The 24,222-nt window shown below is 73.2% G+C and carries 18 protein-coding genes and 1 pseudogene; 4 read left to right on the forward strand and 15 right to left on the reverse strand.

Features of this window, described 5'->3' with window-relative positions:
- Positions 1–8: 8 nt before the first annotated feature.
- The 6 genes from ccsB to hemL are packed head-to-tail and all read right to left on the reverse strand — an operon-like array spanning position 9 to position 6,080.
- Positions 9–983 carry a c-type cytochrome biogenesis protein CcsB gene (ccsB, locus tag ACTMS0_RS03205; protein ID WP_441153555.1) on the reverse strand — a complete coding sequence of 325 codons (975 nt, stop codon included), beginning with the start codon at positions 981–983 and terminating at the stop codon, positions 9–11.
- On the reverse strand, positions 983–2,656 hold the full coding sequence (resB, locus tag ACTMS0_RS03210) for a cytochrome c biogenesis protein ResB (RefSeq protein ID WP_441153556.1): 1,674 nt from the start codon (positions 2,654–2,656) through the stop codon (positions 983–985). Before resB ends, ccsB begins: the two co-directional genes overlap by 1 nt.
- Positions 2,656–3,519, reverse strand: a complete 864-nt coding sequence (locus ACTMS0_RS03215) for a cytochrome c biogenesis CcdA family protein (protein WP_441153557.1) — start codon at positions 3,517–3,519, stop codon at positions 2,656–2,658. Before ACTMS0_RS03215 ends, resB begins: the two co-directional genes overlap by 1 nt.
- Entirely contained in the window at positions 3,519–4,091 is a 573-nt protein-coding gene (locus tag ACTMS0_RS03220; RefSeq protein WP_441153558.1) for a TlpA family protein disulfide reductase, read from the reverse strand. The genes ACTMS0_RS03215 and ACTMS0_RS03220 overlap by 1 nt, the downstream gene beginning before the upstream one ends.
- Entirely contained in the window at positions 4,091–4,738 is a 648-nt protein-coding gene (locus ACTMS0_RS03225; protein ID WP_441153559.1) for a histidine phosphatase family protein, read from the reverse strand. Before ACTMS0_RS03225 ends, ACTMS0_RS03220 begins: the two co-directional genes overlap by 1 nt.
- Positions 4,739–4,742: 4 nt before the next feature.
- Positions 4,743–6,080, reverse strand: coding sequence for a glutamate-1-semialdehyde 2,1-aminomutase (hemL, locus tag ACTMS0_RS03230; protein WP_441153560.1), 1,338 nt, complete (start codon positions 6,078–6,080; stop codon positions 4,743–4,745).
- A 155-nt stretch (positions 6,081–6,235) separates the two neighbouring features.
- Here hemL and ACTMS0_RS03235 point away from each other — a divergent pair, with 155 nt between their 5' ends.
- Positions 6,236–6,571, forward strand: coding sequence for an STAS domain-containing protein (locus ACTMS0_RS03235; RefSeq protein ID WP_441153561.1), 336 nt, complete (start codon positions 6,236–6,238; stop codon positions 6,569–6,571).
- 126 nt (positions 6,572–6,697) lie between these two features.
- Here ACTMS0_RS03235 and ACTMS0_RS03240 read toward each other — a convergent pair whose 3' ends face one another.
- Both ACTMS0_RS03240 and ACTMS0_RS03245 read right to left on the reverse strand, forming a co-directional pair.
- A complete protein-coding gene (locus tag ACTMS0_RS03240; protein WP_441153562.1) occupies positions 6,698–7,255 on the reverse strand; it encodes a response regulator in 558 nt (185 codons plus the stop codon).
- A complete protein-coding gene (locus ACTMS0_RS03245; RefSeq protein WP_441153563.1) occupies positions 7,252–11,622 on the reverse strand; it encodes a HAMP domain-containing protein in 4,371 nt (1,456 codons plus the stop codon). Before ACTMS0_RS03245 ends, ACTMS0_RS03240 begins: the two co-directional genes overlap by 4 nt.
- 142 nt (positions 11,623–11,764) lie before the next feature.
- On the opposite strand from ACTMS0_RS03245, the pseudogene ACTMS0_RS03250 reads away from it, so the two are divergent.
- Positions 11,765–13,894 (forward strand): annotated as a pseudogene (locus ACTMS0_RS03250) (SpoIIE family protein phosphatase); the annotation flags it as partial.
- Between the two features lie 50 nt (positions 13,895–13,944).
- On the opposite strand, the gene ACTMS0_RS03255 reads toward ACTMS0_RS03250, so the two are convergent.
- Positions 13,945–15,294: an FAD-binding oxidoreductase gene (locus ACTMS0_RS03255; RefSeq protein ID WP_441153564.1), complete on the reverse strand. Its 1,350-nt coding sequence runs from the start codon at positions 15,292–15,294 to the stop codon at positions 13,945–13,947.
- Between the two features lie 142 nt (positions 15,295–15,436).
- Between ACTMS0_RS03255 and ACTMS0_RS03260 the strand changes: the two genes are divergently transcribed.
- The gene (locus tag ACTMS0_RS03260) at positions 15,437–17,530 is read left to right on the forward strand and encodes a S9 family peptidase (protein WP_441153998.1); all 2,094 of its coding nucleotides are present in this window, start codon (positions 15,437–15,439) and stop codon (positions 17,528–17,530) included.
- 52 nt (positions 17,531–17,582) lie between these two features.
- On the opposite strand, the gene ACTMS0_RS03265 is transcribed toward ACTMS0_RS03260, so the two are convergent.
- Positions 17,583–18,527 carry a threonine ammonia-lyase gene (locus tag ACTMS0_RS03265; RefSeq protein ID WP_441153565.1) on the reverse strand — a complete coding sequence of 315 codons (945 nt, stop codon included), beginning with the start codon at positions 18,525–18,527 and terminating at the stop codon, positions 17,583–17,585.
- Positions 18,528–18,642: 115 nt separating this feature from the next.
- On the opposite strand from ACTMS0_RS03265, the gene ACTMS0_RS03270 reads away from it, so the two are divergent.
- Positions 18,643–18,822 (forward strand): hypothetical protein, encoded by a 180-nt coding sequence (locus ACTMS0_RS03270; protein ID WP_441153566.1) that lies wholly within the window; start codon positions 18,643–18,645, stop codon positions 18,820–18,822.
- Here the strand turns inward: ACTMS0_RS03270 and ACTMS0_RS03275 are convergent.
- The 5 genes from ACTMS0_RS03275 to ACTMS0_RS03295 form a co-directional block, all read right to left on the reverse strand.
- Positions 18,809–20,926, reverse strand: coding sequence for a bifunctional polysaccharide deacetylase/glycosyltransferase family 2 protein (locus ACTMS0_RS03275; protein WP_441153567.1), 2,118 nt, complete (start codon positions 20,924–20,926; stop codon positions 18,809–18,811). The genes ACTMS0_RS03270 and ACTMS0_RS03275 overlap by 14 nt on opposite strands.
- A gap of 2 nt (positions 20,927–20,928) precedes the next feature.
- The gene (locus ACTMS0_RS03280; RefSeq protein ID WP_441153568.1) at positions 20,929–21,345 is read right to left on the reverse strand and encodes a hypothetical protein; all 417 of its coding nucleotides are present in this window, start codon (positions 21,343–21,345) and stop codon (positions 20,929–20,931) included.
- A gap of 105 nt (positions 21,346–21,450) precedes the next feature.
- Entirely contained in the window at positions 21,451–22,968 is a 1,518-nt protein-coding gene (locus tag ACTMS0_RS03285; RefSeq protein ID WP_441153569.1) for an FtsX-like permease family protein, read from the reverse strand.
- Positions 22,965–23,666, reverse strand: a complete 702-nt coding sequence (locus tag ACTMS0_RS03290) for an ABC transporter ATP-binding protein (RefSeq protein ID WP_441153570.1) — start codon at positions 23,664–23,666, stop codon at positions 22,965–22,967. Before ACTMS0_RS03290 ends, ACTMS0_RS03285 begins: the two co-directional genes overlap by 4 nt.
- Positions 23,663–24,199 carry a PadR family transcriptional regulator gene (locus tag ACTMS0_RS03295; protein WP_441153571.1) on the reverse strand — a complete coding sequence of 179 codons (537 nt, stop codon included), beginning with the start codon at positions 24,197–24,199 and terminating at the stop codon, positions 23,663–23,665. Before ACTMS0_RS03295 ends, ACTMS0_RS03290 begins: the two co-directional genes overlap by 4 nt.
- Positions 24,200–24,222: the final 23 nt, after the last annotated feature.

Consider the following 24,222-nt stretch of genomic DNA (forward strand, 5'->3'; position numbering starts at 1 on the left):
GACCGGGCTCAGTCGATGCCGGCGTACGAGTGCAGGCCCTCGAAGAAGATGTTCACGCCGAACAGGTTCATCAGCACGGTCAGGAAGCCGAGCACGGCCAGCCAGGTCGCGACGTTCCGCTTCACGCTCGGCGTGGCCCGGGCGTGCAGGTAGCCCGCGTACACGACCCAGGAGATGAACGCCCAGGTCTCCTTCGGGTCCCAGCCCCACGGCCGCCCCCAGGCCGCCTCGGCCCAGATCGCCCCGGCGATCACCGCGAAGGTGAAGATCGGGAACGAGAACGCGTGCAGCACGAAGGTCAGCCGCTCCAGGGCCGCCGCCGCCGGCATCCGCTTGGCGAGGGTGTACGGGAAGCTGCGCCGGCCCTGCTCCCAGCCGGCCCGCATCAGGTACGCGACCGCCGGCACCACGCCGAGCAGGAAGAGCCCGGAGCTGAACACGATCGTCGAGACGTGGATGACGAACCAGTACGAGTTGAGCGCCGGCACCAGCGGGACGATCGGCGTGTAGAGCACCAGCTCGGCGGTGGCCACCAGCAGCACCATGACCAGCGTCAGGAACAGCCCGAGGCGGCGCAGCGACGGGCGCTTCCACAGCACGGCGAGCCAGCCGGCGGCCCCGATGAACGAGACCGTCAGCACGAACTCGTACATGTTGCCCCAGGGCATCCGGTCGGCGGCGAGACCGCGGGTGACCAGCGCGCCCAGGTGCAGCAGGGCGGCCACGGCGGTGGCGCCGACGGCGACCCGGCCGGCCAGCCGGGCCCGCGCGGTGGTCCGCTCGGCCACCGTCGTACCGCCGGTCGCCGGAACCTTCGCGACCACGTCGCCGGGCGCTCCCACGCCCGCGCCGACCAGCTCGCGGGCGGGCGCGGCGGCGCGGGTACGGGCGTTGCCGAGCGCGTACTCGACGGCGTGGCTGATCATCGCGACCAGGTACGCCAGGATCGCGAACGTCACCAGCTGGTCGGAGAGTGCGGACATCACTCGGCTCCTTCTCGCGCCCCGGCCCGGTCGTCGGGACCGGCACCGGCCCGCTCGTCCCGCGTCCCGTCGCCGCTGACAGCGGCCACGAGCTGCGCGAACTCGTCGGCGAACCCGGGATGGTCGGTGCGCGGCAACCCACCGGCCTCGACCAAACTACTACCGCCCGTCGGAGATCCATTGGCGGGGTCGCCGGCCGGCGCCGCGCCCGCCGGCAGCACCCGGAAGAAGACCCGCCGCCGGCGGCCGAAGAGCGAGCCCATCAGGCCGAGCAGCAGCGTGCCGGAGCTGACCAGCAGCAGCGCCGAGCCGGGGTCGTACCGCACCGACAGCACGATGTACGGCTCGGTCCCCAGGAACTCCAGCCGGCTGCCGTCGTCCAGCGTCCAGGTCTCGCCGACCTTGAGCAGCTTGGCGCCGACCTCCTTGACCTTGCCCGAACGCACCTGCCGCTCGTCCAGCTCGTAGACCGAGCCGGGGATGCCGGCGTCCAGACCCAGGTTGCCGCGGTACGCGACGAGGTTCAGCAGGGGGTTGCGCTCGGTCGGGAACTCGGATCGGACGAACGGCCCCTCCCGCGGCGCGGTCGGCAGGTACAGGCCAGAGAACGCCATCTGGAGGTCCGGGTCCCGCTTGCCGGTGGCCGGGTCGACGTTGGCGTCCGGGAAGGTCGCCACGCCCTCGCCGGTGATCCCGACGTCCTGCATGGCGAGGAACGGGGTCGTGCTGGTCTGGCTGCGGCCGAAACGGTCGGTGTAGCGGACCACCGGCGCGTAGCCGTGGCCGAGCAGGTAGACGTTCGCGCCGTCGAGGCGCAGCGGCGAGTTGACCGAGAAGTCCGCCTGCTGACGGTACGCGCCCGACTCGTCGAATTCGGTGACGGTGGCCTTGAAGAACTCGGGCTGGCCGTTGGACTCCAGGAAACGCGCCTCGAAGTCGTCGAGCCGCATGCAGAAGCCAGGCAGGTCGGCGCTGCCCACGCGGGGGCCGAACTTCGTCTCGGCGTACTGCTGCTGGGTGTTGCAGAACGCGTTCTCCGCACCCGCGACCAGGAGGCGGTTGCCGCTCCAGCCGTACCACGAGCCGAGCGCGACGCCGACCAGCACGACCATCATCGAGGTGTGGAAGAGCAGGTTGCCGGTCTCCTTGAGGTAGCCCTTCTCGGCGGAGACCTCGTCGCCGCGGACCACCACCCGCCAGCGACGGCGGCGCAGCGACTCGGCGATCGCGGCGGCACCGCCGGCCGGGGCGGCGAGGACCGCGTGCTGGGGCAGCCGGTCGAGCCGCTTCGGGACGGGCGGCGGAGCCGCCCGCAGGGCCCGGACGTGGTCGCGGAGCCGGGGCGTGATGCAGCCGATCAACGACGTGAACAGCAGCAGGTAGATCGCTGAGAACCAGACCGAGCCGAACGCCTCGAACGCGCCGAGCCGGTCGAGCACCGGGGCCAGGTCCGGGTGGGCGGTGAAGTAGTCCCCTACGTCCTCCGGGTTGACGCCGCGCTGCGGGAGGACCGAGCCGGGGATCGCCGCGACCGCGAGCAGGAAGAGCAGCACCAGCGCCGTACGCATGCTGGTGAGCTGCCGCCACGAGTTGCGCACCAGCGCGAGAACCGGGTTGGGGCGGCGCCGGGGCGCCTCGGCCGGCGGGGCCGGCCGATCGTCCACGACGGTCATCAGATGCTCACCTCACCGGCACCGACGGTGGCCTGCAACCAGCTCACGAAGTTGGTCCAGCCACCGGTCACGAGAGCGAGGCCGATCAGGACCAGCAGCACCCCGCCGACCCGGGTGACCCACCGGCTGTTGCGCCGTACGGCGCGGAAGACCCCGAGCAGGCGCTGGAAGCCCAGCCCGAAGACGACGAACGGCACCCCCAGCCCGAGGCAGTACGCCACGGCCAGGACGACGGCCCGGTCGGTCTGGCCCTCGACGGCGGCCATCCCGAGCACCGCGCCGAGCGTCGGTCCCGTGCAGGGCACCCAACTGAGCGCGAACACCGCGCCGAGCACGGGCGCACCGAGCAGCCCGGCGGACGGCAGCTTCCGGATGCGGAACTCGCGCTGCAACCCGGGCAGCAGCCCCACGTAGCTCAGCCCGAGGACGACGATCAGCGCGCCGACGACGATCTCCAGCGTGCGCTCGTACTGGAAGAAGACCTTGCCGACCGTGGCGAACAGGATCGCGGTGGCGGTGAAGACGGCGGTGAAGCCGGCGATGAAGAGCAGCGTGCCGGCGAGCACCCGGCCCTTGACGGCCGCCGTGGCCGTCCGCTCGGTCCGCTCCCGTACCGCGACGCCCCCCGCAGGGGAGGTGTTAGGAAGGGACCCTTTTTCTACCTCAGGCGTTAAGAGGGGGCCCTTCCTTGCACCCTGGCCTTCGAGGTCGGCGCCGGCCAGGCCGGTGACGTACGACAGGTAGCCCGGCATCAGCGGGAGGACGCACGGGGACAGGAAGCTCACCAGACCGGCCAGGGCCGCCGCGCCGATGGCGAGCAGCAGCGGACCGGACTGCGCGAGCTCGCGGAACGTCTCGCCCATCAGCGCTGGCCGGTCGGCGCGGGCGACTCCGCGGCGATCCGCTCGACGATGGGCTGAAGGCCGTCCTGCTTGACGGCGGCCCGGATCACGGCGGCGATCCGGCCCTCCCGGTCGAGCACGACGGTGGCCGGGATGGTGTTCGGCGGGATGTCCAGCGCGAGCGCCAGCCGGCTCGGCGGGTCGAACAGGCTCGGGTACGTCACCCGGCCCTCCTCGAACGCCTTCGCCTTGTCCCGCTGGTCCTGGATGTTGATGCCGAGGAACGTCACACCCGAGCCCTTGGTGGCCTGGTAGGTCGCCTCCAGGTCGTCGGCCTCGGCCCGGCAGGGCGCGCACCAGGAACCCCAGAAGTTGACCACCACGACCTGGCCGCGGTCGCGCGCGACGTCGTAGCTGCCGCCGCCGAGCAGCTCACCGGCGAGCTTCGGGGCGGCGGAGCGCTGGTCCGGGGCGCACTCGATGATCCCGTCCCGGTTGTCGCAGGCCTCCTCCGCGCCGGACGGCGAGCAGGCGGCGAGCGCCGCCGTGGCGACGGCGGCGAGCAGGCCGGCGGTCCACCTCCGGGCTTTCATCAGGCCCCCTTGGCCGTCCGGGCGGTCGGCGACATCGCGATCAGGTGCGCGGCCGGCTCGGAGTAGCCGATGCCGACCACCTTGGCGCCGTCGAAGTGGAACGAGGTGAGGCTGGCCAGCCCGCACTGCCGCCGGCGCGGGTCGTGCCACAGGCGCTTGCGCTCGACGTACCGGCGCAGGGTCCAGATGGGCAGCTGGTGGGAGACGAGGACCGCCTCCCGTCCCTCGGCGGCGACCCGCGCGGCGTGCAGGGCGGCGAACATGCGCTCGGCGATGGCCTGGTACGCCTCACCCCAGCTCGGCGTCACCGGGTCGCGCAGCACCCACCAGTTGCGCGGGTCGCGGAACGACCCGTCACCCGGGGAGACCTTCTTGCCCTCGAACCAGTTGGCGCTCTCGATCAGCCGCTCGTCCACGCCGACCGGCAGCCCGAACTGCGCGGCGATCGGCTCGGCGGTCTGCTGGGCGCGCTCCAGCGGGCTGGCCACCACGTGCACGACCTCCCGCTCGGCGAGCCCCTGCGCGGCGGCCTTCGCCATCTGCACGCCCAGCTCGGACAGGCGGAACCCCGGCAGCCGCCCGTAGAGGATGCCCTCGGGGTTGTACACCTCGCCGTGTCGCAGCACGTGCACCACCGTCTTGCTCACCGCGTCACCCCCCGTGACCCGCCGCTGCCGCCGCGGCCGCCGCCGGCGGCAGCGCCGCGGCGATCTGCTCCAGGGCGGCGTCGTCGATCGCCGCCGACACGAACCACGACTCGAACGCGCTCGGCGGCAGGTAGACCCCGGCCGCGAGCATCGCGTGGAAGAACGCCTTGAACGCCGGCACCTGCTGGGTGCGCGCGCTGTCGTAGTCGACCACGTCGGCGTCGGTGAAGAAGATCGAGAACATGTTGCCCGCGTACGACAGCCGGTGCGGGACCCCGGCGGCGGCCAGCGCGTCGCCCGCCAGCTTGCCCACGACGGCGGCCGTGTCGTCCAGCCTGCGGTAGAGCGCGTCGTCGGCGAGCCGGAGGGTGGCGAGGCCGGCGGCGCACGCGAGGGGGTTACCGGAGAGCGTGCCGGCCTGGTAGACCGGCCCGGCCGGGGCGAGCCGCTCCATGACCTCCGTGCGCCCGCCGAAGGCCGCGGCGGGCAGGCCGCCACCCATGACCTTCCCGTACGTCCACAGGTCGGCGTCGGAGGCGTCGAGGCCGTGCCACCCGGAGCGGGAGACCCGGAACCCGGTCATCACCTCGTCGACGATGAGCAGCGCGCCGTGGGCGTGGGCGATCGCGGCGAGCCGCTGGTTGAAGTTGTCGCGCGGGGCGACCACGCCCATGTTGCCGGCGGCGGCCTCGGTGATGACCGCGGCGATGTGCGGCCCCTCGGCGGCGAAGGCCGCCTCCACGGCGGTGAGGTCGTTGTACGGCAGGACGATCGTGTCGCCGGCCGCCGCACCGGTCACGCCGGGCGAGTCGGGCAGGCCGAACGTGGCGACGCCGGACCCGGCGGCGGCGAGCAGCGCGTCGGAGTGACCGTGGTAGCAGCCGGCGAACTTGATGATCTTGGAGCGCCCGGTGTAGCCGCGGGCCAGCCGAATCGCCGACATGGTGGCCTCGGTGCCCGAGTTGACCAGACGCACCTGCTCGACCGGGGTGCGGTCGACGATCTCCGCCGCCAGCTCCACCTCGCCCGGGGTGGGGGTGCCGAAGCTGGTGCCGAGGGCGGCGGCCTCGCGCAGCGCCTCGACCACGGCCGGGTGGGCGTGCCCGAGGACCAACGGCCCCCAGGAGCAGACCAGGTCGACGTAGCGCCGCCCGTCGGCGTCGTACAGCCAGGGCCCCTCCCCCCGGACCATGAAGCGCGGGGTGCCGCCGACCGCCCGGAAGGCGCGCACAGGGGAGTTCACCCCGCCCGGCACGATGGCACGGGCGCGGTCGAACAGGGCCTCGGAGGCCGGTGCGTCGGCCGGGTAGCGGCCGGATCCGGCGGGAAACAGATCGGTCACGATGCCGCCATTGTGTCAGCGTCGGAGGCCGGATCGGCAGGCACCCCGTACCGGGCGTTACCAGTCTCACCCGGGCCGGTCGTCCCCCGCCGCCGGTCGTCGGGCCCGCTCCGCCTCGAGAGGCCGGTGCGTCGAGATCGCGATAGGGTGACCGGGTGGATCGTGCCGAACTGTCCGTCACGCTGCACCGGTCGGGTGACGACGCTGTCCTGCGCCTCGCCGGTGAGATCGACATGCTCACGGCCGCCCAGCTCTCGACCATCGTCAACGAGGTGCTGACCGACCCGCCGCCGCGGATCGTGCTCGACCTGGGCGGCGTCACCTTCTGCGACTCGCAGGGCCTGGGCACGCTGGTCGTGCTCAGCCGCAAGGCCAGTCACGCCCAGAGCCTCCTGGTCCTGACGAACGTGGGCGACTTCCTGCTCCGCGTCCTGGACATCACGGGCCTCCGCAGCGCCCTGATGATCCGCAACGACGCCCCCACCAGCTGACGCACCACCCGCCCCCGCGCGCCCCGCAGCGCGCTCTTTCACGGAAAGAGTGGCCATTCCGGCTCGGGAGGCCACTCTTTCCGTGAAAGTGCGTGGATCATCGGTGGTCGGGCGTCGGGCGGTTGGTCAGTCGGTGTTGCCCCAGCGGGCCTGCTCCAGCAGGTCGATCGCGCGGGCCACCGCCTCCGGGTCCGCCTCGCCGCGCAGCAGGGCGGTCGCCTCGTCCACCGCGTCGGTCAGCAGCCGCCACTGCGTGTCCCGCTCCCGGACCAGGTCGGACTGCGCCGCGAGCTGCCGCGTCTTCACCCAGAGCTCCACGAACACCGAGACCTTGGCACGCAGCACCCACGGGTCGAACGGCTTGGTGAGGTAGTCCACCGCGCCGACCGCGTACCCGCGCAGCGCCAACTGGGCGTCCCGGTCGGCGGCGGTGAGGAAGATGATCGGGACGTGCCGCGTGCGCTCGCGCCGCTTGATGTGGCTGGCCGTCTCGAAGCCGTCCATGTCGGGCATCTGGGCATCGAGGAGGATCACCGCGAAGTCGTCGACGAGGAGCTGCTTCAGGGCCGCCTCGCCGCTCTCCACCGCCACCGACTGCACCGGCAGCCCCTGGAGGATCGCCTCCAGGGCCATCAGGTTCTCCCGGCGGTCGTCCACCAGGAGTGCCTTCGCCATCTGGGTCACGAACTCTCCTCGTTCCGGCTGCCGCTGATCCAGGACGACATGAGCTCGATCAGCTCGTCCAAGTCGACCGGCTTGGTGATGTAGTCACTACCCCCGGCGGCCAGAGCCGACTCCCGGTCACCAGGCATCGCCTTGGCGGTCAGGAAGACGATGGGCAGATCGGCGAACCGGTGGTTGCGCCGGATCTGTCGCGTCGTCTCGTATCCGTCCTGGTCGGGCATCATGGCATCCATCAGCACGATGTCCACCTCGGGGTGCTCGGCCAGGAGGCGGACGCCGTCCACCCCGTTGTCCGAGTACAACACGGTCATACCGTGCAACTCCAGTGCGCTGGTCAGGGCGAAGACGTTCCGCACGTCGTCGTCCACGATCAGCACCGTCGCGCCCTCCAGCTGGCGCGTGGCCGGCGCCTCCGACGCCTCCGGCAGCAGCTCCACCGGCGGCATGAGCAGCGACGACGGGAGGCCGGCCCGCGAGGGCGAGGGCGGCGCCGGCGCCACGACCGCGTCCGGGGCCAGCACATCGGGTACGAAGAGGGTGAACGTCGAGCCCTGCCCGGGCACCGACGACACGCTGATCGCGCCGCCCAGCAGCCGGGCCAGGTCCCGGCTGATCGACAGGCCCAGGCCAGTGCCGCCGTACCGGCGGCTGGTGGTGCCGTCGGCCTGCTGGAACGCCTCGAAGATGATCGACAGCTTGTCGTCGGAGATGCCGATGCCGGTGTCCGCCACGGTGAACGCGATCACCTGCCGGGCGTTGGTCAGCGCCGGTACGTCGAACACCGCGTTCTCCGGCGCGGGAGCGATCTCGAGCCGCACCGCGCCGGTGTCGGTGAACTTCACCGCGTTGGAGAGCAGGTTGCGGAGGATCTGCTGCAACCGCTGGGTGTCGGTGACGATCGCCTCCGGCAGTCCCTCGCCGACCCGGACCTCGAAGTCCAGACCCTTCTCCTCGGCCTGCGGCGCGAACGCCTGCTCGACGTAGTTGCGGATCTCGGCGAACCGGATCGCGGTCGGCTCGACGTCCATCCGACCCGCCTCGATCTTGGACAGGTCGAGGATGTCGTCGATCAGCGAGAGCAGGTCGGAGCCGGCGCTGTGGATCGTCCGGGCGAACTCGGTCTGCTTCGGGGTGAGGTTCTTCTCCGAGTTCTCGGCGAGCAGCCGGGCCAGCAGCAGCAGGGAGTTCAACGGCGTACGCAGCTCGTGGCTCATGTTGGCCAGGAACTCCGACTTGTACGCCGATGCCCGGGTGAGTTGCTGCGCCTTCTCCTCCAGGCCCAGCCGGGCCAGCTCGATCTCCCGGTTCTTGGTCTCGATGTTGCCCTTCTGCTCCGACAGCAGGGTGGCCTTCTCCTCCAGCTCGGCGTTGGTGCGCTGGAGTTCGGCCGACTGCTCCTGGAGCTCGTGGGCGAGCCGCTGCGACTGGGCGAGCAGCTCCTCCGTACGCCGGTTCGCCTGGATGGTGTTGACCGCCACGCCGATGGTCCCCACCAGCCGCTCCAGGAACGACAGGTGCAGCTCGGAGAACGCCTTCACACTGGCGAACTCGATCACGCCGAGCAGCTCGCCCTCGAAGAGCACCGGCAGCACGACCAGGTCGGCCGGCGGCGTGTCGGCGAGCCCGGAGCGCAGCGTGAGCCGGTTGTCGGGAGCCGCGCTGACCCGGATCGTGCGGCGGGAGAGCGCGGTCTGCCCGACGAGCCCCTCACCGGGGCCGAAGGTGACGTCGTGCCCGCGCGCCACGTAGCCGTACGAGGCGGCGAGCCGCAGCCGGACGCTCCCCTCGGAGTGGTCGACGAGGAAGAACGCGCCGAGCTGCGAGTCGACCAGCGGCGTCACCTCCATCATGATCATCCGGCAGACCTCGCCGAGGTCGCGCTGACCCTGGAGCAGACCGCCGATGCGGGCCAGGTTGGAGTCCAGCCAGCCCTGCTCGGCGTTCTTCTTGGTCGTCTCCCGGAGGGTGACGATCATCTGGTTGATGTTGTCCTTCAGCTCGGCGACCTCGCCCTGCGCCTCGACCGCGATCCGCTGGGTCAGGTCGCCCCGGGTCACCGAGGTGGAGACCTGGGCGATGGCGCGCAGCTGGGTGGTCAGCGTCGAGGCGAGCTGGTTGACGTTCTCGGTGAGGTCCCGCCAGGTGCCCGAGACGCCCTTGACCTGGGCCTGGCCGCCGAGCATGCCCTCGATGCCGACCTCGCGGGCCACCCGGGTGACCTCGTCGGCGAATGACGACAGCTGGTCGACCATCGTGTTGACCGTGTTCTTCAGCTCCAGGATCTCGCCCTGCGCGTCCACCGTGATCTTCTGGCCCAGGTCGCCCTTCGCCACCGCCGTCGTCACCGAGGCGATGTTGCGGACCTGCGACGTCAAGTTCGACGCCATCGAGTTCACGTTGTCGGTCAGGTCCCGCCACGTACCGGAGACGCCCTTGACCTGGGCCTGACCACCCAGCTTGCCCTCGGTGCCCACCTCACGGGCCACCCGCGTCACCTCGTCGGCGAACGACGACAGCTGGTCCACCATCGTGTTCACGGTGTTCTTCAGCTCCAGTATCTCGCCCTGCGCGTCCACGGTGATCTTCTGGCTGAGGTCACCCTTGGCGACGGCGGTCGAGACCTGGGCGATGTTGCGGACCTGCGACGTCAGGTTGGACGCCATCGAGTTCACGTTGTCGGTCAGGTCCCGCCAGGTGCCGGCGACGCCGCGCACCTGGGCCTGACCGCCCAGCTTGCCCTCGGTGCCCACCTCGCGGGCCACCCGGGTCACCTCGTCGGCGAACGAGCTGAGCTGGTCGACCATCGTGTTGACCGTCGACTTCAGCTCCAGGATCTCGCCCCGGGCGTCGACGGTGATCTTCTGGCTCAGGTCACCCTTCGCCACCGCCGTCGTCACCGAGGCGATGTTGCGGACCTGCGACGTCAGGTTCGACGCCATCGAGTTCACGTTGTCGGTCAGGTCCCGCCACGTACCGGAGACGCCCTTGACCTGAGCCTGACCACCCAGCTTGCCCTCGGTGCCCACCTCGCGCGCCACCCGCGTGACCTCGTCGGCGAACGAGCTGAGCTGGTCGACCATCGTGTTGACCGTGTTCTTCAGCTCCAGGATCTCGCCCTGCGCGTCCACGGTGATCTTCTGGCTCAGGTCACCCTTCGCCACGGCGGTCGAGACCTGGGAGATGTTGCGGACCTGGCTGGTGAGGTTGCCGGCGAGCTGGTTGACGTTCTCGGTGAGGTCCCGCCACGTGCCGGAGACGCCCCGGACCTGGGCCTGACCACCCAGCTTGCCCTCGATACCGACCTCGCGCGCCACCCGCGTCACCTCGTCGGCGAACGACGACAGCTGGTCCACCATCGTGTTCACGGTGTCCTTCAGCTCCAGGATCTCGCCCTGGGCCGCGACGGTGATCTTCTGCGAGAGGTCGCCCCGGGCCACCGCGGTGGAGACCTGGGCGATGTTGCGGACCTGCGACGTCAGGTTCGACGCCATCGAGTTGACGCTGTCGGTGAGGTCCTTCCAGGTGCCGGCCACGTTCGGCACCTCGGCCTGGCCGCCGAGCTTGCCTTCCGTGCCCACCTCCCGGGCCACCCGGGTCACCTGCTCGGCGAAGAGTCGCAGGGTGTCGGTCAGCGAGTTCATCGTGTCGGCCAGCTCGGCGACCTCGCCCCGCGCCCCCACGGTGATCTTCTGCGACAGGTCACCCTTCGCCACCGCCGTCGCCATCTGGGAGATCGACCGCACCTGGCCGGTCAGGTTCGACGCCATGGTGTTCACCGAGTCGGTGAGGTCCTTCCACGTGCCGGCGACGCCCCGGACGTCGGCCTGGCCGCCGAGCTTGCCCTCGGTGCCCACCTCCCGGGCCACCCGGGTGACCTCGTCCGCGAACGACGACAGCTGGTCGACCATCGTGTTCACCGTGCGGCCGATGCGCAGGTACTCGCCACGCAGCGGCCGGCCGTCGATCTCCAGGGCCATGTGCTGTGAGAGGTCGCCCTCGGCGACCGCCACGATGACCCGGGCGATCTCGGTGGTGGGGCGACCGAGGTCGTCGATGAGCGAGTTGACCGCGCGCTGTCCCTCGGCCCAGGAGCCGTCCAGGCCCTCGTCGTCCAGGCGCTCGGTGAGCCGGCCGTCCCGGCCGACGATCCGGCTGATCCGTCGCAGGTCGTGGTACTGCCGTTCCTGGAGCGAGACCACCTCGTTGAAGGCGTCCGCCACCTCACCCGCGCGGCCCGCGCGGCGGGGCAGCCGGACCTTGAGATCACCGCGGCGGACTCGCCGCAGCGCCTCGGTCAGCTCGACGAGGACCGCCTCGTGGTCCGGCGCGGACGGATCCGCCACCGGCTGTTTCGCCGTGGTCATCATTCCTCGCTCACGTCGGGGGCGACAGGTCGGCCATCCCATATTGTGCCCGTGACCCGATCTGCGCCAGGCCCGGCGCGTCGGTCATTGCGGATCGGATCGGACATCTGGTGCCATCCCGGATCACCGCCAGCGGTGATCGGTCCGCCAGGTCTGCTTGGCACCCGCGGGGGCGGCGATGGAGGATACGGGGGTGTCAGCGGAGGCAGGGCCCGAGGAGACCGGCGGGCGGGACGAGCACGTCCGGCGGGTCCGGCTCCCCGCCGACCGGCGTACGCCCGCCGCCGCGCGGGCCCTCGTCCGGTCCGTGCTCGCCGAGGCAAGCCTGGAGGAGCTGACCAACGAGGCGCTGCTGCTCACCACCGAGCTGTCCACCAACGCCGTCGAGCACGCCCGCACCGAGCTTGACGTCGAGGTCGTCGCCGACCCGTTCGGGCTCACCGTGACCGTGTCGGACTTCGCCGGCGGTCCGGTGGATGAGCTGACCGTCGGGGTGCGCAACGAGAGCAGCGACATCAGCGAGATCTCCGAACGCGGGCGGGGTCTGCTGCTGGTCGACCACTTCGCCAGCCGCTGGGGCACCACGTACCTGCCCACCGGCAAGGGTGTCTGGTTCCGCCTCGACCGCCCGGCCGAGGCCGGCGCCACGCCGCCCGGGGCCGCCCGGGTCGTGCCGAACGCGCCGTCCGCCGGGGGTGACCTCTCGGCCGGTGACAGCTCCGCACCGAGCGCCGCGGCGATGAGCGAGCTGATGCAGACCACCCCCGACCCGTACGCCGAGGATCCGCTCCCGGATTTCGCGACCAGCCTGCTGACCCGGGTCGCCGAGATGGTCGGCGCGGCCGGCGGCGTGGTCCGGCTGGACCGGGGCGACGGACAGGGCCCGCAGGTGCTGGCGCGCTACGGTCGGCAACCCCGGGCGAGCCACGAACTGCTCCGGGTGCCGCTCACCGTGCACCGGCCGTACGCCGGCGAGCTGGAGCTGGACGCGGCGCCGTCCGCGTACGCCGTGCCGCTGGCGGCGCTGATGGCCGAGCGGCTCTCGCTGCACCTGGAGAACGACCGGCTGCGCCGCGCCGACGTCCGGCGGCAGGCCTGGCTGACCTTCCTCGCCGAGGCGAGCGAGCTGCTCGCCCAGTCCCTCGACGTCGAGTTGACGATGGCGCTCGTCCCGCAGCTCGTGGTGCCCCGGCTGGGTCAGTGGTGCGCGGTGCACACCACCGACGAGTGGGGCCGGCTGCGCCTGGCGGCGGCGAGCCACGCCGACGAGTCGGTGCTGCCGCAGCTGCACGCGGTGCTCCGCGAGACCGGGCCGGAGTCGATCCAGGCCCGCCTGCGCGAGGCGTCCCGCAACGGCACCCAGCTGCCGCTGGGCGCGCCGATGGAGGGTTTCGCCGTCCCGCTGATCGCGCGCGGCCAGCGGCTCGGCACCCTCGCCGTCGGCCGGCACCAGCGGCACCGCCATGACCCGGACGAGGTGGCCGTCCTGGAGGACGTGGCCCGCCGGGCCGCGCTGGCGATCGAGAACGCCCGGATCCACGCCGAGCGCCGCCGGGTCGCCCAGACCCTCCAGCAGTCCCTGCTGCCACCCGTGCTCCCGGTGGTCGAGGGCATCGGCTTCGCCGCCGAGTACGTCCCGACCGGGGACGACGCCGAGGTCGGCGGTGACTTCTACGACGTGCTGCCGCTGCCGGACGGGCGCTGGCTGGTGGTCATCGGCGACGTCTCCGGCAAGGGCGTGCAGGCGGCCGCGGTCACCGGCCTGGTCCGGGACGTGATCCGCACGCTGGTCGGCGACGGCAAGCCGCTGCCCGAGGCGCTGGCGCGGCTCAACGAGACGCTGGTGGAGCGGGGCAGCGGCCGGTACTGCACCCTGGCCCTGGCGGCGGTCGGGCCGGGCGACGGCGACCAGCTCGACGTGTCGCTGCACCTCGCGGGCCACGACCGGCCGGTGCTCGTGCCGTCCTCCGGCGGTGCCCGGTTCGTCGGCACCGGCGGCACGGCGCTCGGCCTGCTCGACTCGATCGCCTCACCGACGGCGGAGATCTCGCTCGACCCGGGCGACTCGCTGATCTTCTACACCGACGGGGTCACCGAACGGCGGCGCGGCCGGGAGCTGTTCGGGGTCGACCGTCTCCGCGAGGCAGCTGCCCCGCTGGCCGGGTACTCGGCCGACGTGGTGGCCGCCCGCCTGCGCTCGACCGCGATCGGCTTCTCCCCCGAGACCCCCCGCGACGACATCGCCATCCTGGTCCTCCGCAACGACGCCACCTGACCGGCGCCGAGCGGGCGCACGGGGCCGAGCCGCGCAGGCGCGCCGGGCGGTCAGAGGCCGCCGGGGAGGCGGCCCGGGGCCAGGCGGTGGTGCGGGTCGAGGTGTTCCTTGGCGGCGCGGAGCCGGGCCAGCCCGGCCAGCTCGCCCCACAGGTCGACGGCCCGCCGCACCGGCTCCGGGGCGGAGACCACCACGCACCGCCCCTGCCGCGCGAGCAGGACCCCGCGGACCGCGGCGAGGATCGACGCCACCCGCTCGGCGGGCATCGCCCCGGGCAGGGCCGCGTTCACCACGCCGAGCCCGGCGGAGCCGCGGACCGGGACGGGCGTGCCGGCGGCGTCGCGCAGCGCGTACACGGCCGCGTGCAGGTCGGTGATCGGGACCTCCAGGCGGAGCGCCGTGTCGCCCGGGCCGAACGGGTAGCGCCGCCACCACTCCGGCGCGGCGTGACTCGCCGTGGCACCGCCGTCGAGCAGCGACACCATCCGGTCGGCGCGCTCGGCGACGTCGGCCGGCCCGCCCTCGAGGAGGACCACCAGGGTGCCCGCCCGGGCCGGGCCGGTCGCGGCACGCCCCGTCATCGACGGGTGGCGTGCCATCGACTCGGCCCGGCCCCCCTGCCGCGGCCGGGATCCCGCGCCGGCCGGGAGGTCCAGCTCGACGGCCGCCGGGTCGAGGCGGGCGGCGAGCACCGTACGCACCAGGTCGTGCACCTCCAGGGGTGTCCACACCGGTCGGGTGACCCAGATCCGGCTCGCCGGCACGGCGTGCACCCGGAGGGTGGCGGAGACCAGCACGCCGAGCGCGCCCTGCGAGCCGCAGAGCAGGCGGGCCAGCTCCAGCCCCTCGGCGCCGCCACCGGCACCGACCAGCTCACCGTCGGCGTCCAGGTACCGCAGGGACACGAGCTGGTCGCACGCGGTGCCGTGGCGGTGCCGCAGCGGACCGGCCTCGCCGGCGGCCAGGACCCCGCCGAGCGTGGCGCCGGGGGACGGCGCGTCCAGGGCGAGCCGCTGGCCGGTGCGCTCCAGGGTGGCCTGGACGGCGCGCATCGGGGTGCCGCCACCGATCTCGGCGGTCGAAGCGCCCACCGGCTCGTGCCCGATGCCGGCGAGCCGGCCGGTGTCGAGCATGATGTCGACCCGGTCGGGGGCGGCACCCCAGTCGATCTTCGTGCCGGCCCCGCGCGGGACCACGGTCAGGTCGTGCCGGGCCGCCAGCCGGAGCACCTCGGCCGCGGCGCGCGGCCCGCCCGGGACGGCGACCCAGCGGGCCGGACGGCCGGCCACCTCGTCCGCCGGGCCCGCGAGCCGGGCGAAGGGCGGCCCGCAGATCTCCGTCAGCCGCCGGGTGATGTCGAGGGCTCCGGGTCGATCCGTGGAACTCGCTGCTGCCGCCATGCCGGTCATCGTACACATGTTCGAAAGTTGCGGAAGGCATGTCGCACGACGGGGTGACCGGGTGTCCGGCCGGTAACGTGGCGCCGTGACCACCGAGACTTCCGACAACTCCAGCTCGGCGCGTCTGTCGCCGCGCCGCGACCTGGAGCCGTCGCCCGTGCCCGTCGCCAAGCGGGTGCCGACCGAACGCACCCACCACGGCGACACCGTCGTCGACGAGTACGCCTGGCTCGCCGTCAAGGACGATCCGGAGACGATCGCCTACCTGACCGCCGAGAACGCGTACACCGAGAAGCGGACGGCCCACCTGGCCGACCTGCGCGGGCAGCTGTTCGAGGAGACCCGCCGCCGGACGCAGGAGACGGACCTGTCGGTGCCCGCCCGGAAGGGCGGGTACTGGTACTACACCCGCACGGTCGAGGGCCAGCAGTACGGCGTGCACTGCCGCCGGGCGGTCCGCGACGGCGAGACCGACCCGCCGACCAGCCTCGACGGCGCGCCGCTGGACGGCGAGGAGGTGCTGCTCGACGGCAACCTCCTCGCCGAGGGGCACGACTTCTTCGCGCTCGGGGCGTTCGACGTGAGCCCGGACGGGCGGTGGCTGGCGTACTCGACGGACTTCTCCGGCGACGAGCGCTTCACGCTGCGGGTCAAGGACCTGAGCACCGGTGAGCTGCTCCCCGACGAGGTGCCGGACACCTTCTACGGCACCGCCTGGTCCGCCGACGCCTCGGTGCTGTTCTACCTGACGGTGGACGACGCGTGGCGGCCGAACCGGGTCTGGCGGCACACGCTGGGCACCCCGTCGAGCGAGGACGTGGTGGTCCACCAGGAGGACGACGAGCGGTTCTGGGTGGGCGTCGAGCTGACCCGCTCGGAGAAGTTCGTCCTCATCGACATCCACAGCAAGGTGACCAGCGAGGTGCTGGTCATCCCCGCCGGCAACCCGACCGGCACGCCGGCCTCCGTGGCGCCCCGGCGGCAGGGCGTGGAGTACACCGTCGAGCACCACGGGCACCGGTTCCTGATCCTGCACAACGACGGCGCGGAGGACTTCGCGCTCGCGTACACCTCGGCGGACGCCCCGGGCGACTGGGTGCCGCTCATCGAGCACTCGCCGGGCACCCGCCTGGAGGCGGTCGACGCGTTCGAGAACCACCTGGTCGTCACGCTGCGGACGAACGGGCTGACCGGGTTGCGGGTGCTGCCGATCGGCGGCGGCGACCCGTACGACATCGAGTTCCCCGAGCCGCTGTACAGCGTCGGTCTGGGCAGCAACCCGGAATACCGCACCCGGCAGGTCCGGCTGGGCTACACGTCGCTGGTCACCCCGGACTCGGTGTACGACTACGACCTGGTCACCCGCCAGATGGTGCTGCGCCGGCAGAAGCCGGTGCTCCCCGGGCCGGACGGGCGGCCGTACGACCCGGCGGCCTACGAGCAGCACCGCGACTGGGCGCTCGCCGACGACGGCACCCGGGTGCCGATCTCGCTGGTCTGCCGGGCCGGCACGCCGCGCGACGGCTCCGCGCCGTGCGTCATCTACGGGTACGGCTCGTACGAGGCCAGCATGGACCCCTGGTTCTCGGTGGCCCGACTGTCCCTGCTGGACCGGGGTGTCGTCTTCGCCGTGGCGCACATCCGCGGCGGCGGTGAGCTGGGCCGGCGCTGGTACGACCAGGGCAAGCTGCTCGCCAAGAAGAACACCTTCACCGACTTCGTGGCCTGCGCCCGGCACCTGGTCAAGGCCGGCTGGACGGCCGGCGACCGGCTGGTCGCCCGGGGCGCCTCGGCCGGCGGCCTGCTGATGGGCGCGGTGGCGAACCTGGCCCCGGACGCGTTCACCGGGATCGTCGCGCAGGTGCCCTTCGTGGACGCGCTCACCTCGATCCTCGACCCGTCGCTGCCGTTGACCGTCACCGAGTGGGAGGAGTGGGGCAATCCGCTCGACGACCCCGAGGTGTACGCGTACATGAAGTCCTACACGCCGTACGAGAACGTGCGGGCCGTGGACTACCCGGCGATCCTCGCGGTGACCAGCCTCAACGACACGCGGGTGCTCTACCACGAGCCGGCGAAGTGGATCGCCCGGCTGCGGGCCACCGCCCCACAGGGCGACTACCTGCTCAAGACCGAGATGGGCGCCGGTCACGGGGGCCCGAGCGGCCGGTACGACGCCTGGCGCGAGGAGGCGTTCATCAACGCCTGGATCCTCGACCGGCTCCGCCGCGCCTGAGGTGCAAGGAAGGGCCCCTTGTTAACGCCTGGCGTTGTACAAGGGGCCCCTCCTAGCACCCGAGAGCACCGGCGAGCACCGCCGGGTCGACGTTGCCGCCGGTCACCACCGCGACCGTACGGCCGCTCGGCAGCTCGGCGCGCCGGAACAGCCGAGCGGCCACCGCCACCGCCGCGCTCGGCTCCACCACGAGCCGCGCGTCCCCGACGATCCGGCGCATCGCCGCGCGGATCTCCTCCTCCGACACGGTGACGATGCTGTCGAGCCGGTCGAGCAGGTGCGCGAGGGTCAGCTCGGAGGGCGGCAGGCGCAGCCCGTCGGCCGCCGTCCGGTAGGTGCGCTCCTCACCCCAGGCCACCACCGACCCGGCCGCCAGCGAATCGCGGGTGTCGGCGGCCAGTTCGGGCTCGACGCCGATCACCGTCGTCGCCGGCCGCACGGCCTTCACCGCCGTCGCGACGCCCGACGAGAGCCCGCCCCCGCCGATCGGCACCAGCACCACGTCGACGTCGGGCAGGTCCTCGACGATCTCCAGGCCGATCGTGCCCTGCCCGGCGATGATCCGGCGATCGTCGAACGGCGGCACCAGGAGCGCCCCGGTCTCCGCCGCGATCCGCTCCGCCTCGGGAACGCGCCGGGGCGGCGGCACCGTGACCACCTCGACGCCGAGCGCCCGGATCCGGTCGACCTTGACCGCCGGGGCACCCTCCGGCACCACGATCCGGCAGGGCACACCCGCCGCGCGGGCCGCGTACGCCAGGGCCAGGCCGTGGTTGCCGGACGAGTGGGTGACGACGCCGCGCGCCCGCTCGGCGGCGGTTAGCCGGGCGACCGCGTGCGTGGCGCCCCGCAGCTTGAACGACCCGACGGGTTGCAGGCTCTCCGGCTTGAGCCACAGGTCCGCGTCCCACGACGTCCGCAACAAGGGGGTACGCAGGACGACGCCCGCGATGTCCGCGGCAGCGCCCCGGACGTCCTCGATCGACACCAGTTCCATCGCCCCATACTGCCGCCCGGCACCGAGGACACCATGTCCCGGATCGAGCGCGATCATGACGCGGGTGCGGGGCGGGCCCTGTCGCCTAGACTGCCGGCGTGACGGGGAAAGCACGGTGAGCAGGCCGGACGACGAGCCGGCGGGCGGCGTACCCCGGTCGAGTCTGCGGGCGGCGGCGCGGGACCGGCGGGTCTGGGCGATCCTCGCGGTGGTCGCAGCCCTGCTCGTCTGCTGCTGCTCGGGTGCCGTCGGCACGCTGCTCGCGCTCTCGGCCGGCCTGTTCAGCGCGGGCTGAGCAGGAGGGCGGCGGCGTCGCCGGTGCGGGCCATGCGCTGCCAGCGCAGCCGGTTGCCGACCAGGGCGGTGACCACCGACTGCACCACGACCAGGTACATCACCTGCCGGTAGACGACCTGCTGGAACGGCAGGCTCCACAGCGGCCCGAGGCGTTCGCCGTCCAGCCGCAGGGCGTACGCGGCCGTCGCCGCCTGGAGCAGGAGCAGCCCGACCCAGGCCAGCACGAGCGTCGTCCACGGCAGGAAGAGCAGCCCGTAGATCGCGTAGACGTCCACCGCCGGCGCGGCCAGCGGCAGCACGATCTGGAACACGGTCAGGTACGGCAGGCCGCGCCGGCCCAGCTTGCCGCCGGCACCGGGCTCGCGTAGGGCGTGCCGGTGCTTCCACATCGCCTGCATCGTGCCGTAGCACCACCGGTAGCGCTGCCGCCAGAGCTGCCGCAGGGTGGAGGGCGCCTCGGTCCAGGCGATGGCCGCCTCCTCGTAGACGACCCGCCAGCCGGCCCGGAGCACCTTCATCGTCAGGTCGGTGTCCTCCGCCAGGGTGTCGGCGGGGACGCCGCCCACGGCGAGCAGGACCTCGCGGCGGAACGCGCCGATCGCGCCGGGGATCGTCGGCATGCACTCGAGCACGTCGTACATCCGGCGGTCGAGGTTGAAGCCGATCACGTACTCCAGGTGCTGCCAGCGCCCGAGCAGCCGCCGCCGATTGGCGACCTTCGTGTTGCCGGAGATCGCGCCCACGGTCGGGTCGGCGAAGCCCTGCACCAGCCGGTACACGGTGTCCGGCTGGAACACGGTGTCCCCGTCGACGAGCACCAGCAGGCCCGCCCGGGCGGCCCGGATGCCGGTGTTGAGGGCGGCCGGTTTGCCGGCGTTGGCCTGCCGGATCACGCGGACGCCCCGCAGCCGCATCCGTTCGACGATCTCGGCGGTGCCGTCGCTGGACCCGTCGTCCACGACGATCACCTCCAGCGCCGGGTACGCGCTGGCGACCAGGGACCGGACGGTCGCGGCGATGTTCGCCGCCTCGTTGTACGCGGGCACGATCACCGAGACCGGTTCGGTGACCCCGTACCGGCCCCGGGCCGGCCGGCGGACCCGGCGGACGTGGCGCTGCGCGCAGACCACCTGGACCGCGAGCCGGGCCACCCCGAGCACCAGCGCGACGGTGAGCAGCGCCTCGATCGCTCCGGCGGCCCAGCGGGCACCGGTCTGTGTCCACCGCAGCGCCGTACCGCTCACCCGGTTGTCGAGGCTCGCCGGCACCATCGAGGACGGCGCGCCGACCCCCTCGGAGACGGTGGTGAACCGGTAGCCGCGCTTCGTGAGGTCGGGCAGCAGCCGTTCCAGGGCTGCGATGGTCTCCGACCGGTCGCCGCCGCCGTCGTGCATCAGGACGACCGCGCCGCGACCCCGCTGCGGCGTCGCCGCCGCCACGATCGCCGGCACTCCGGGGCGCTGCCAGTCCTTGGTGTCCCGGTCGGCGAGGACCGCGATGTGGCCGGTGCCGGCGGCGGCGCGCAGCGCGCCGTACTCCGGGCCGGTCAGCGCCCCCGGCCCGGAGGAGAACGGCGGGCGCAGCAGGGTGACCTCGCGACCGGTCGCGCCGGCGATCGCCTTGCGGGTGAGGGAGAGTTCCAGGTTCCGGCGCCAGGTCGACGCGGCGCCGAGGTGCGCGTGGGTGAACGTGTGCGAGCCGATCTCGTGCCCCTCGGCGAGGATCCGCCGGACGAGGTCGGGGTGCTCGTTGACCCGGGCGCCGACCACGAAGAAGGTCGCCTTCGCGTCGTGGCGGCGCAGCACGTCGAGCACCTGGGGCGTCCAGCGCGGGTCGGGCCCGTCGTCGAAGGTCAGCGCGACCGTATGGTCCGGCATCGCACGGCTCTCCGGCTCGTCCCGGTCCAGCCGCAGCACCGGCCCGCCGGTCGTCACCTCCTTGGGTGCGGCCGGCTCGCCGGCAGCGCCGTCGGCCGATCCGGAGCCGCCGGCGAGCCCGGTGACCAGCGCGTTGAGCGTGAGCGCCGCGAGCAGCAGCAGCACGCCGAGCAGGAGCAGGAACCAGTGTGCCCGCGGATCGCGGCGGGCGACGTGCCGGGCCACCGTCAGCCCGGCTTCCCCGGCGAGCGGCTCGGCTTCGCGGTGTTGCGCCGATCCTCACCCTGGCCCGGCTGCTCAGAACGGGTCGGTCGGGAGCCGGGAGCCGTGGTGGTCGCGGCGGGAGCGACGCCGCGGGTGGCCGTCGGGAGCGGCGCCGACGTGCTGGTCACCGGCTCCGGGCGCGGCGCCGACGATGCCCCGCCCAGGTCGTCGCCGCCCTCGAGCTCCGCCTCGACCGGGGCACTGTCGTCGGACCAGCCGGGCACCGACACCGACGAGTCGACGAAGAGGCCGGCCAGGATCAGAACAAAGCTCGTGAGCAGGCCGAGGCCCATCGCGGTACCGGCGATCACGGTGAGCCGGCGCCGCCGGCCCGTCCGGTCGACGAACACCGGCGGCGGTCCGCCCGGCTGGTTGTGCATCTGGTCAACTCCTGTTGCCACGCGCGCCGGGATCCCCGGCGCGGGCCCGTCGGCCGGGCCTCCGGTGGCAACAGCGTCCGGTCCCGGCCGGCGCGTTACGCCCGCTCAGGTCGTCCGCAACTCCTCCACCGCCGTGCTGGCACGCAAAAGGAGCACTCCGGCCGCGACCGTCACCAACACCGCAGCCAGGGCACCGCCGCCGAGCGCCGCCAACTGCTCCAGCGGTACGGCCGGCGGCACGCTCACCTCCGGCACCCACTCGGTACGGGTGTACGCCGCCTGGGTGGCCGGATCTTCGCACGCCGGCCCCGCGTCGCAGATCGTCTGCTCGTAACCGCCGCTGGACGGAGTGCCGAACAAGCCACGGGCGAGCAGCAGCCCGACGGTGAGCGCGACGACGACCGCGGGCATGGCCGGTGCGAGCGCCTGCCAGCCGATGGCCCGGCCCAGCGTCGAGCGCGGCACCCCCGCGGCGACCAGCGCCGCGTACGCCCGGCGTCGGGCGGTGACGCCCTCCACCACGGCCACCACCAGCCCACCGGCGGCGATCAGCATCGCCACGGCGACGGTGAGGTCCACCAGGTCCATCGTGTCGAGGTAGAAGGGGTCGTCCCGCATACCGCCGCCGACCCGACGGCTCAGGACGAGCGCGGCCTCGAAGTGCGCGCGCAGCCCGGCCGCCCCGGCGCCGAAGAGCACCGCCGCCAGCAGCGCGGCGAACGTGCGGCTGCCGGCCCACGGGTCGGCGGTCAGCCGACGGGCGGCCAGCAGTGTGGCCGGGCGGCGCGCCCACCGGTGCAGCATCCGGCCGACCGTGTACGAGATCCAGCCCGCGCCGGTCACCACGCCGATCATCGCGGCCAGGCCACCGGCGATCAGCAGGGTCGGCAGCAGCCACTCCGGCGGCTCACTCGACCGCCGTTCGTACCAGAGGCCCAGTGGTCGGAACGCGCTGAACGCCGCAAGCCCCGCCAGGATCAGCAGGCCGGGCCACGGTCGCGGCCCCCGGGTCCGCACCCGGCGCACCACCCCGAACGGCGTGGTCGTGACCCGGCGCAGCATCAGCGCGGTGACCAGGGCCGCGAGCACCGGAAGCCCGAGCACGACGGCGGCCACGGCGCCGGCCGGAGGCAGCACGTCGGTGGGCAGGGCGAGCTGACCCCGCTCGTCGGGCCGGTGCAGCAGTTCCCGGCCGCCCAGGTACGCCGCCAGCCCGACCACCGTGCCGAGGAGGCTGGCCAGGCCGGTCTCCAGGACGGCGATCCCGGTCACCTGGCCCGGCGTGGCACCGGCCAGCCGGAGGGCGGCCAGTCGGCGGTCCCGCGCCGGCGCACCGAGCCGTGCGCACTGCCCGGCCAGCGCCAGCACCGGGATCGTGAGCAGCAGCAGCGCGAACGCCGTCCCGCCGCGCAGGCCGGGCTCCCGCAGCAGCGCGGTGCTGTACTGCTCGGACCAGCGCGGATCGTCCGGGCCGGCACCGAGCGGGGTCGGGATGGCGAGCACGGTCAGCGCGGCCAGCCCGGCGAGGGTGGCCAGCAGTGCGCTGAGCGCGGTCAGCGCGACGCGGGCGGCGTCGGTGCGGGTGCCCGCGAGGGCCAGGCGCAGCGCGGTACCCGGCCTCACCGCCGCTCCCCGAGCAGCGGCGCGTCGAGCCCCAGGCCGGTGTGGTCCACGAGGCCGTCGCGCAGGACGACCTCGCGGTCGGCGTACGCGGCGATGCGCGGCTCGTGCGTGACCAGGACGACCGACGTGCCCTGCTCGCGGGCGAGCCGGACGAGCTGCGTCAACACCTGCTCGCCGGTGAGCGTGTCCAGCGCACCCGTCGGCTCGTCGGCGAAGAGCACCCGGGGCTCGGTGACCAGGGCCCGGGCGGTGGCACAGCGCTGCTGCTGGCCACCGGACATCTCGCCCGGCCGGGTGTCGGCGAACTCCGCCACCCCGAGGCGTTCCAGCCAGGTCAGTGCCGCCGTCCGTGCTTCTCGCCGCCCCGTGCCGGCGAGAAGCAGGGGCAGCGCGACGTTCTCCGCCGCGGTCAGCTCGGCGACGAGCTGGCCGAACTGGAACAGCACGCCGAACTCGGTCCGCCGCAGCCGGGACCGGGCCGCCTCGGACCAGGTGTCGATGCGATGGCCTCGCCACGTCACCTCGCCCGCGTCGGGGCGCAGGATGCCGGCGAGGCAGTGCAGCAGCGTCGACTTCCCGCAGCCGCTCGGCCCGGTCACCGCGACGATCTCGCCCTCGGCGACATCGAGCGTGACCCCGCGCAGGGCGGGTGTCGGCCCGTACGCCTTGACCACTCCACGAGCCTGAAGTTGCGTCACGAGTGCACCTCCCGGTGCCAGTCGGCGACCCGGTCGAGGGTGGTGTGCAGCCACCGCAGGTCGGCGTCGAGATGGGCGATGGCGAAGTCGAGGGCGACGACGTCGTCGAGCGTGGCGGACGGGGCCGACTTGGCGGCGGTCAGCTCGCGCAGCCGGTCGGTGTGCGCCCGCCGCTGGGCGATCAGCCACGCCCGGGCCCGTTCCACGTCGGCCACCAGCAGTGCCACGGTGACCTTCGCGAACAGCGTGCTGGCGACGTACGGCATCGGCGGCTCGACCTCGGTGAGCCAGCGGTCCAGCGCGGCGCGACCGTCGCCGGTCAGCGTGTACGTCGTGCGGTCCGGACCCGCCTCGCGCTCCTGCCCGGCCGCCTCGACGAGACCGTCGCGCTGCAACCGGCCCAGGGTGGCGTAGACCTGCCCGAAGCCCAGCGGCCGGGCCCGGGGCAGCCGCTCGTCGTGGGCGCGTTTCAGCTCGTAGCCGTGCTTGGTGCCGGTGGCGAGCAGCCCGAGGAGGACGTGCGGTGTGGACACGTCCGTCACTATTCACTGAGTGA

Source organism: Micromonospora sp. H33, from assembly GCF_052068455.1.
Lineage (GTDB): Bacteria > Actinomycetota > Actinomycetes > Mycobacteriales > Micromonosporaceae > Micromonospora.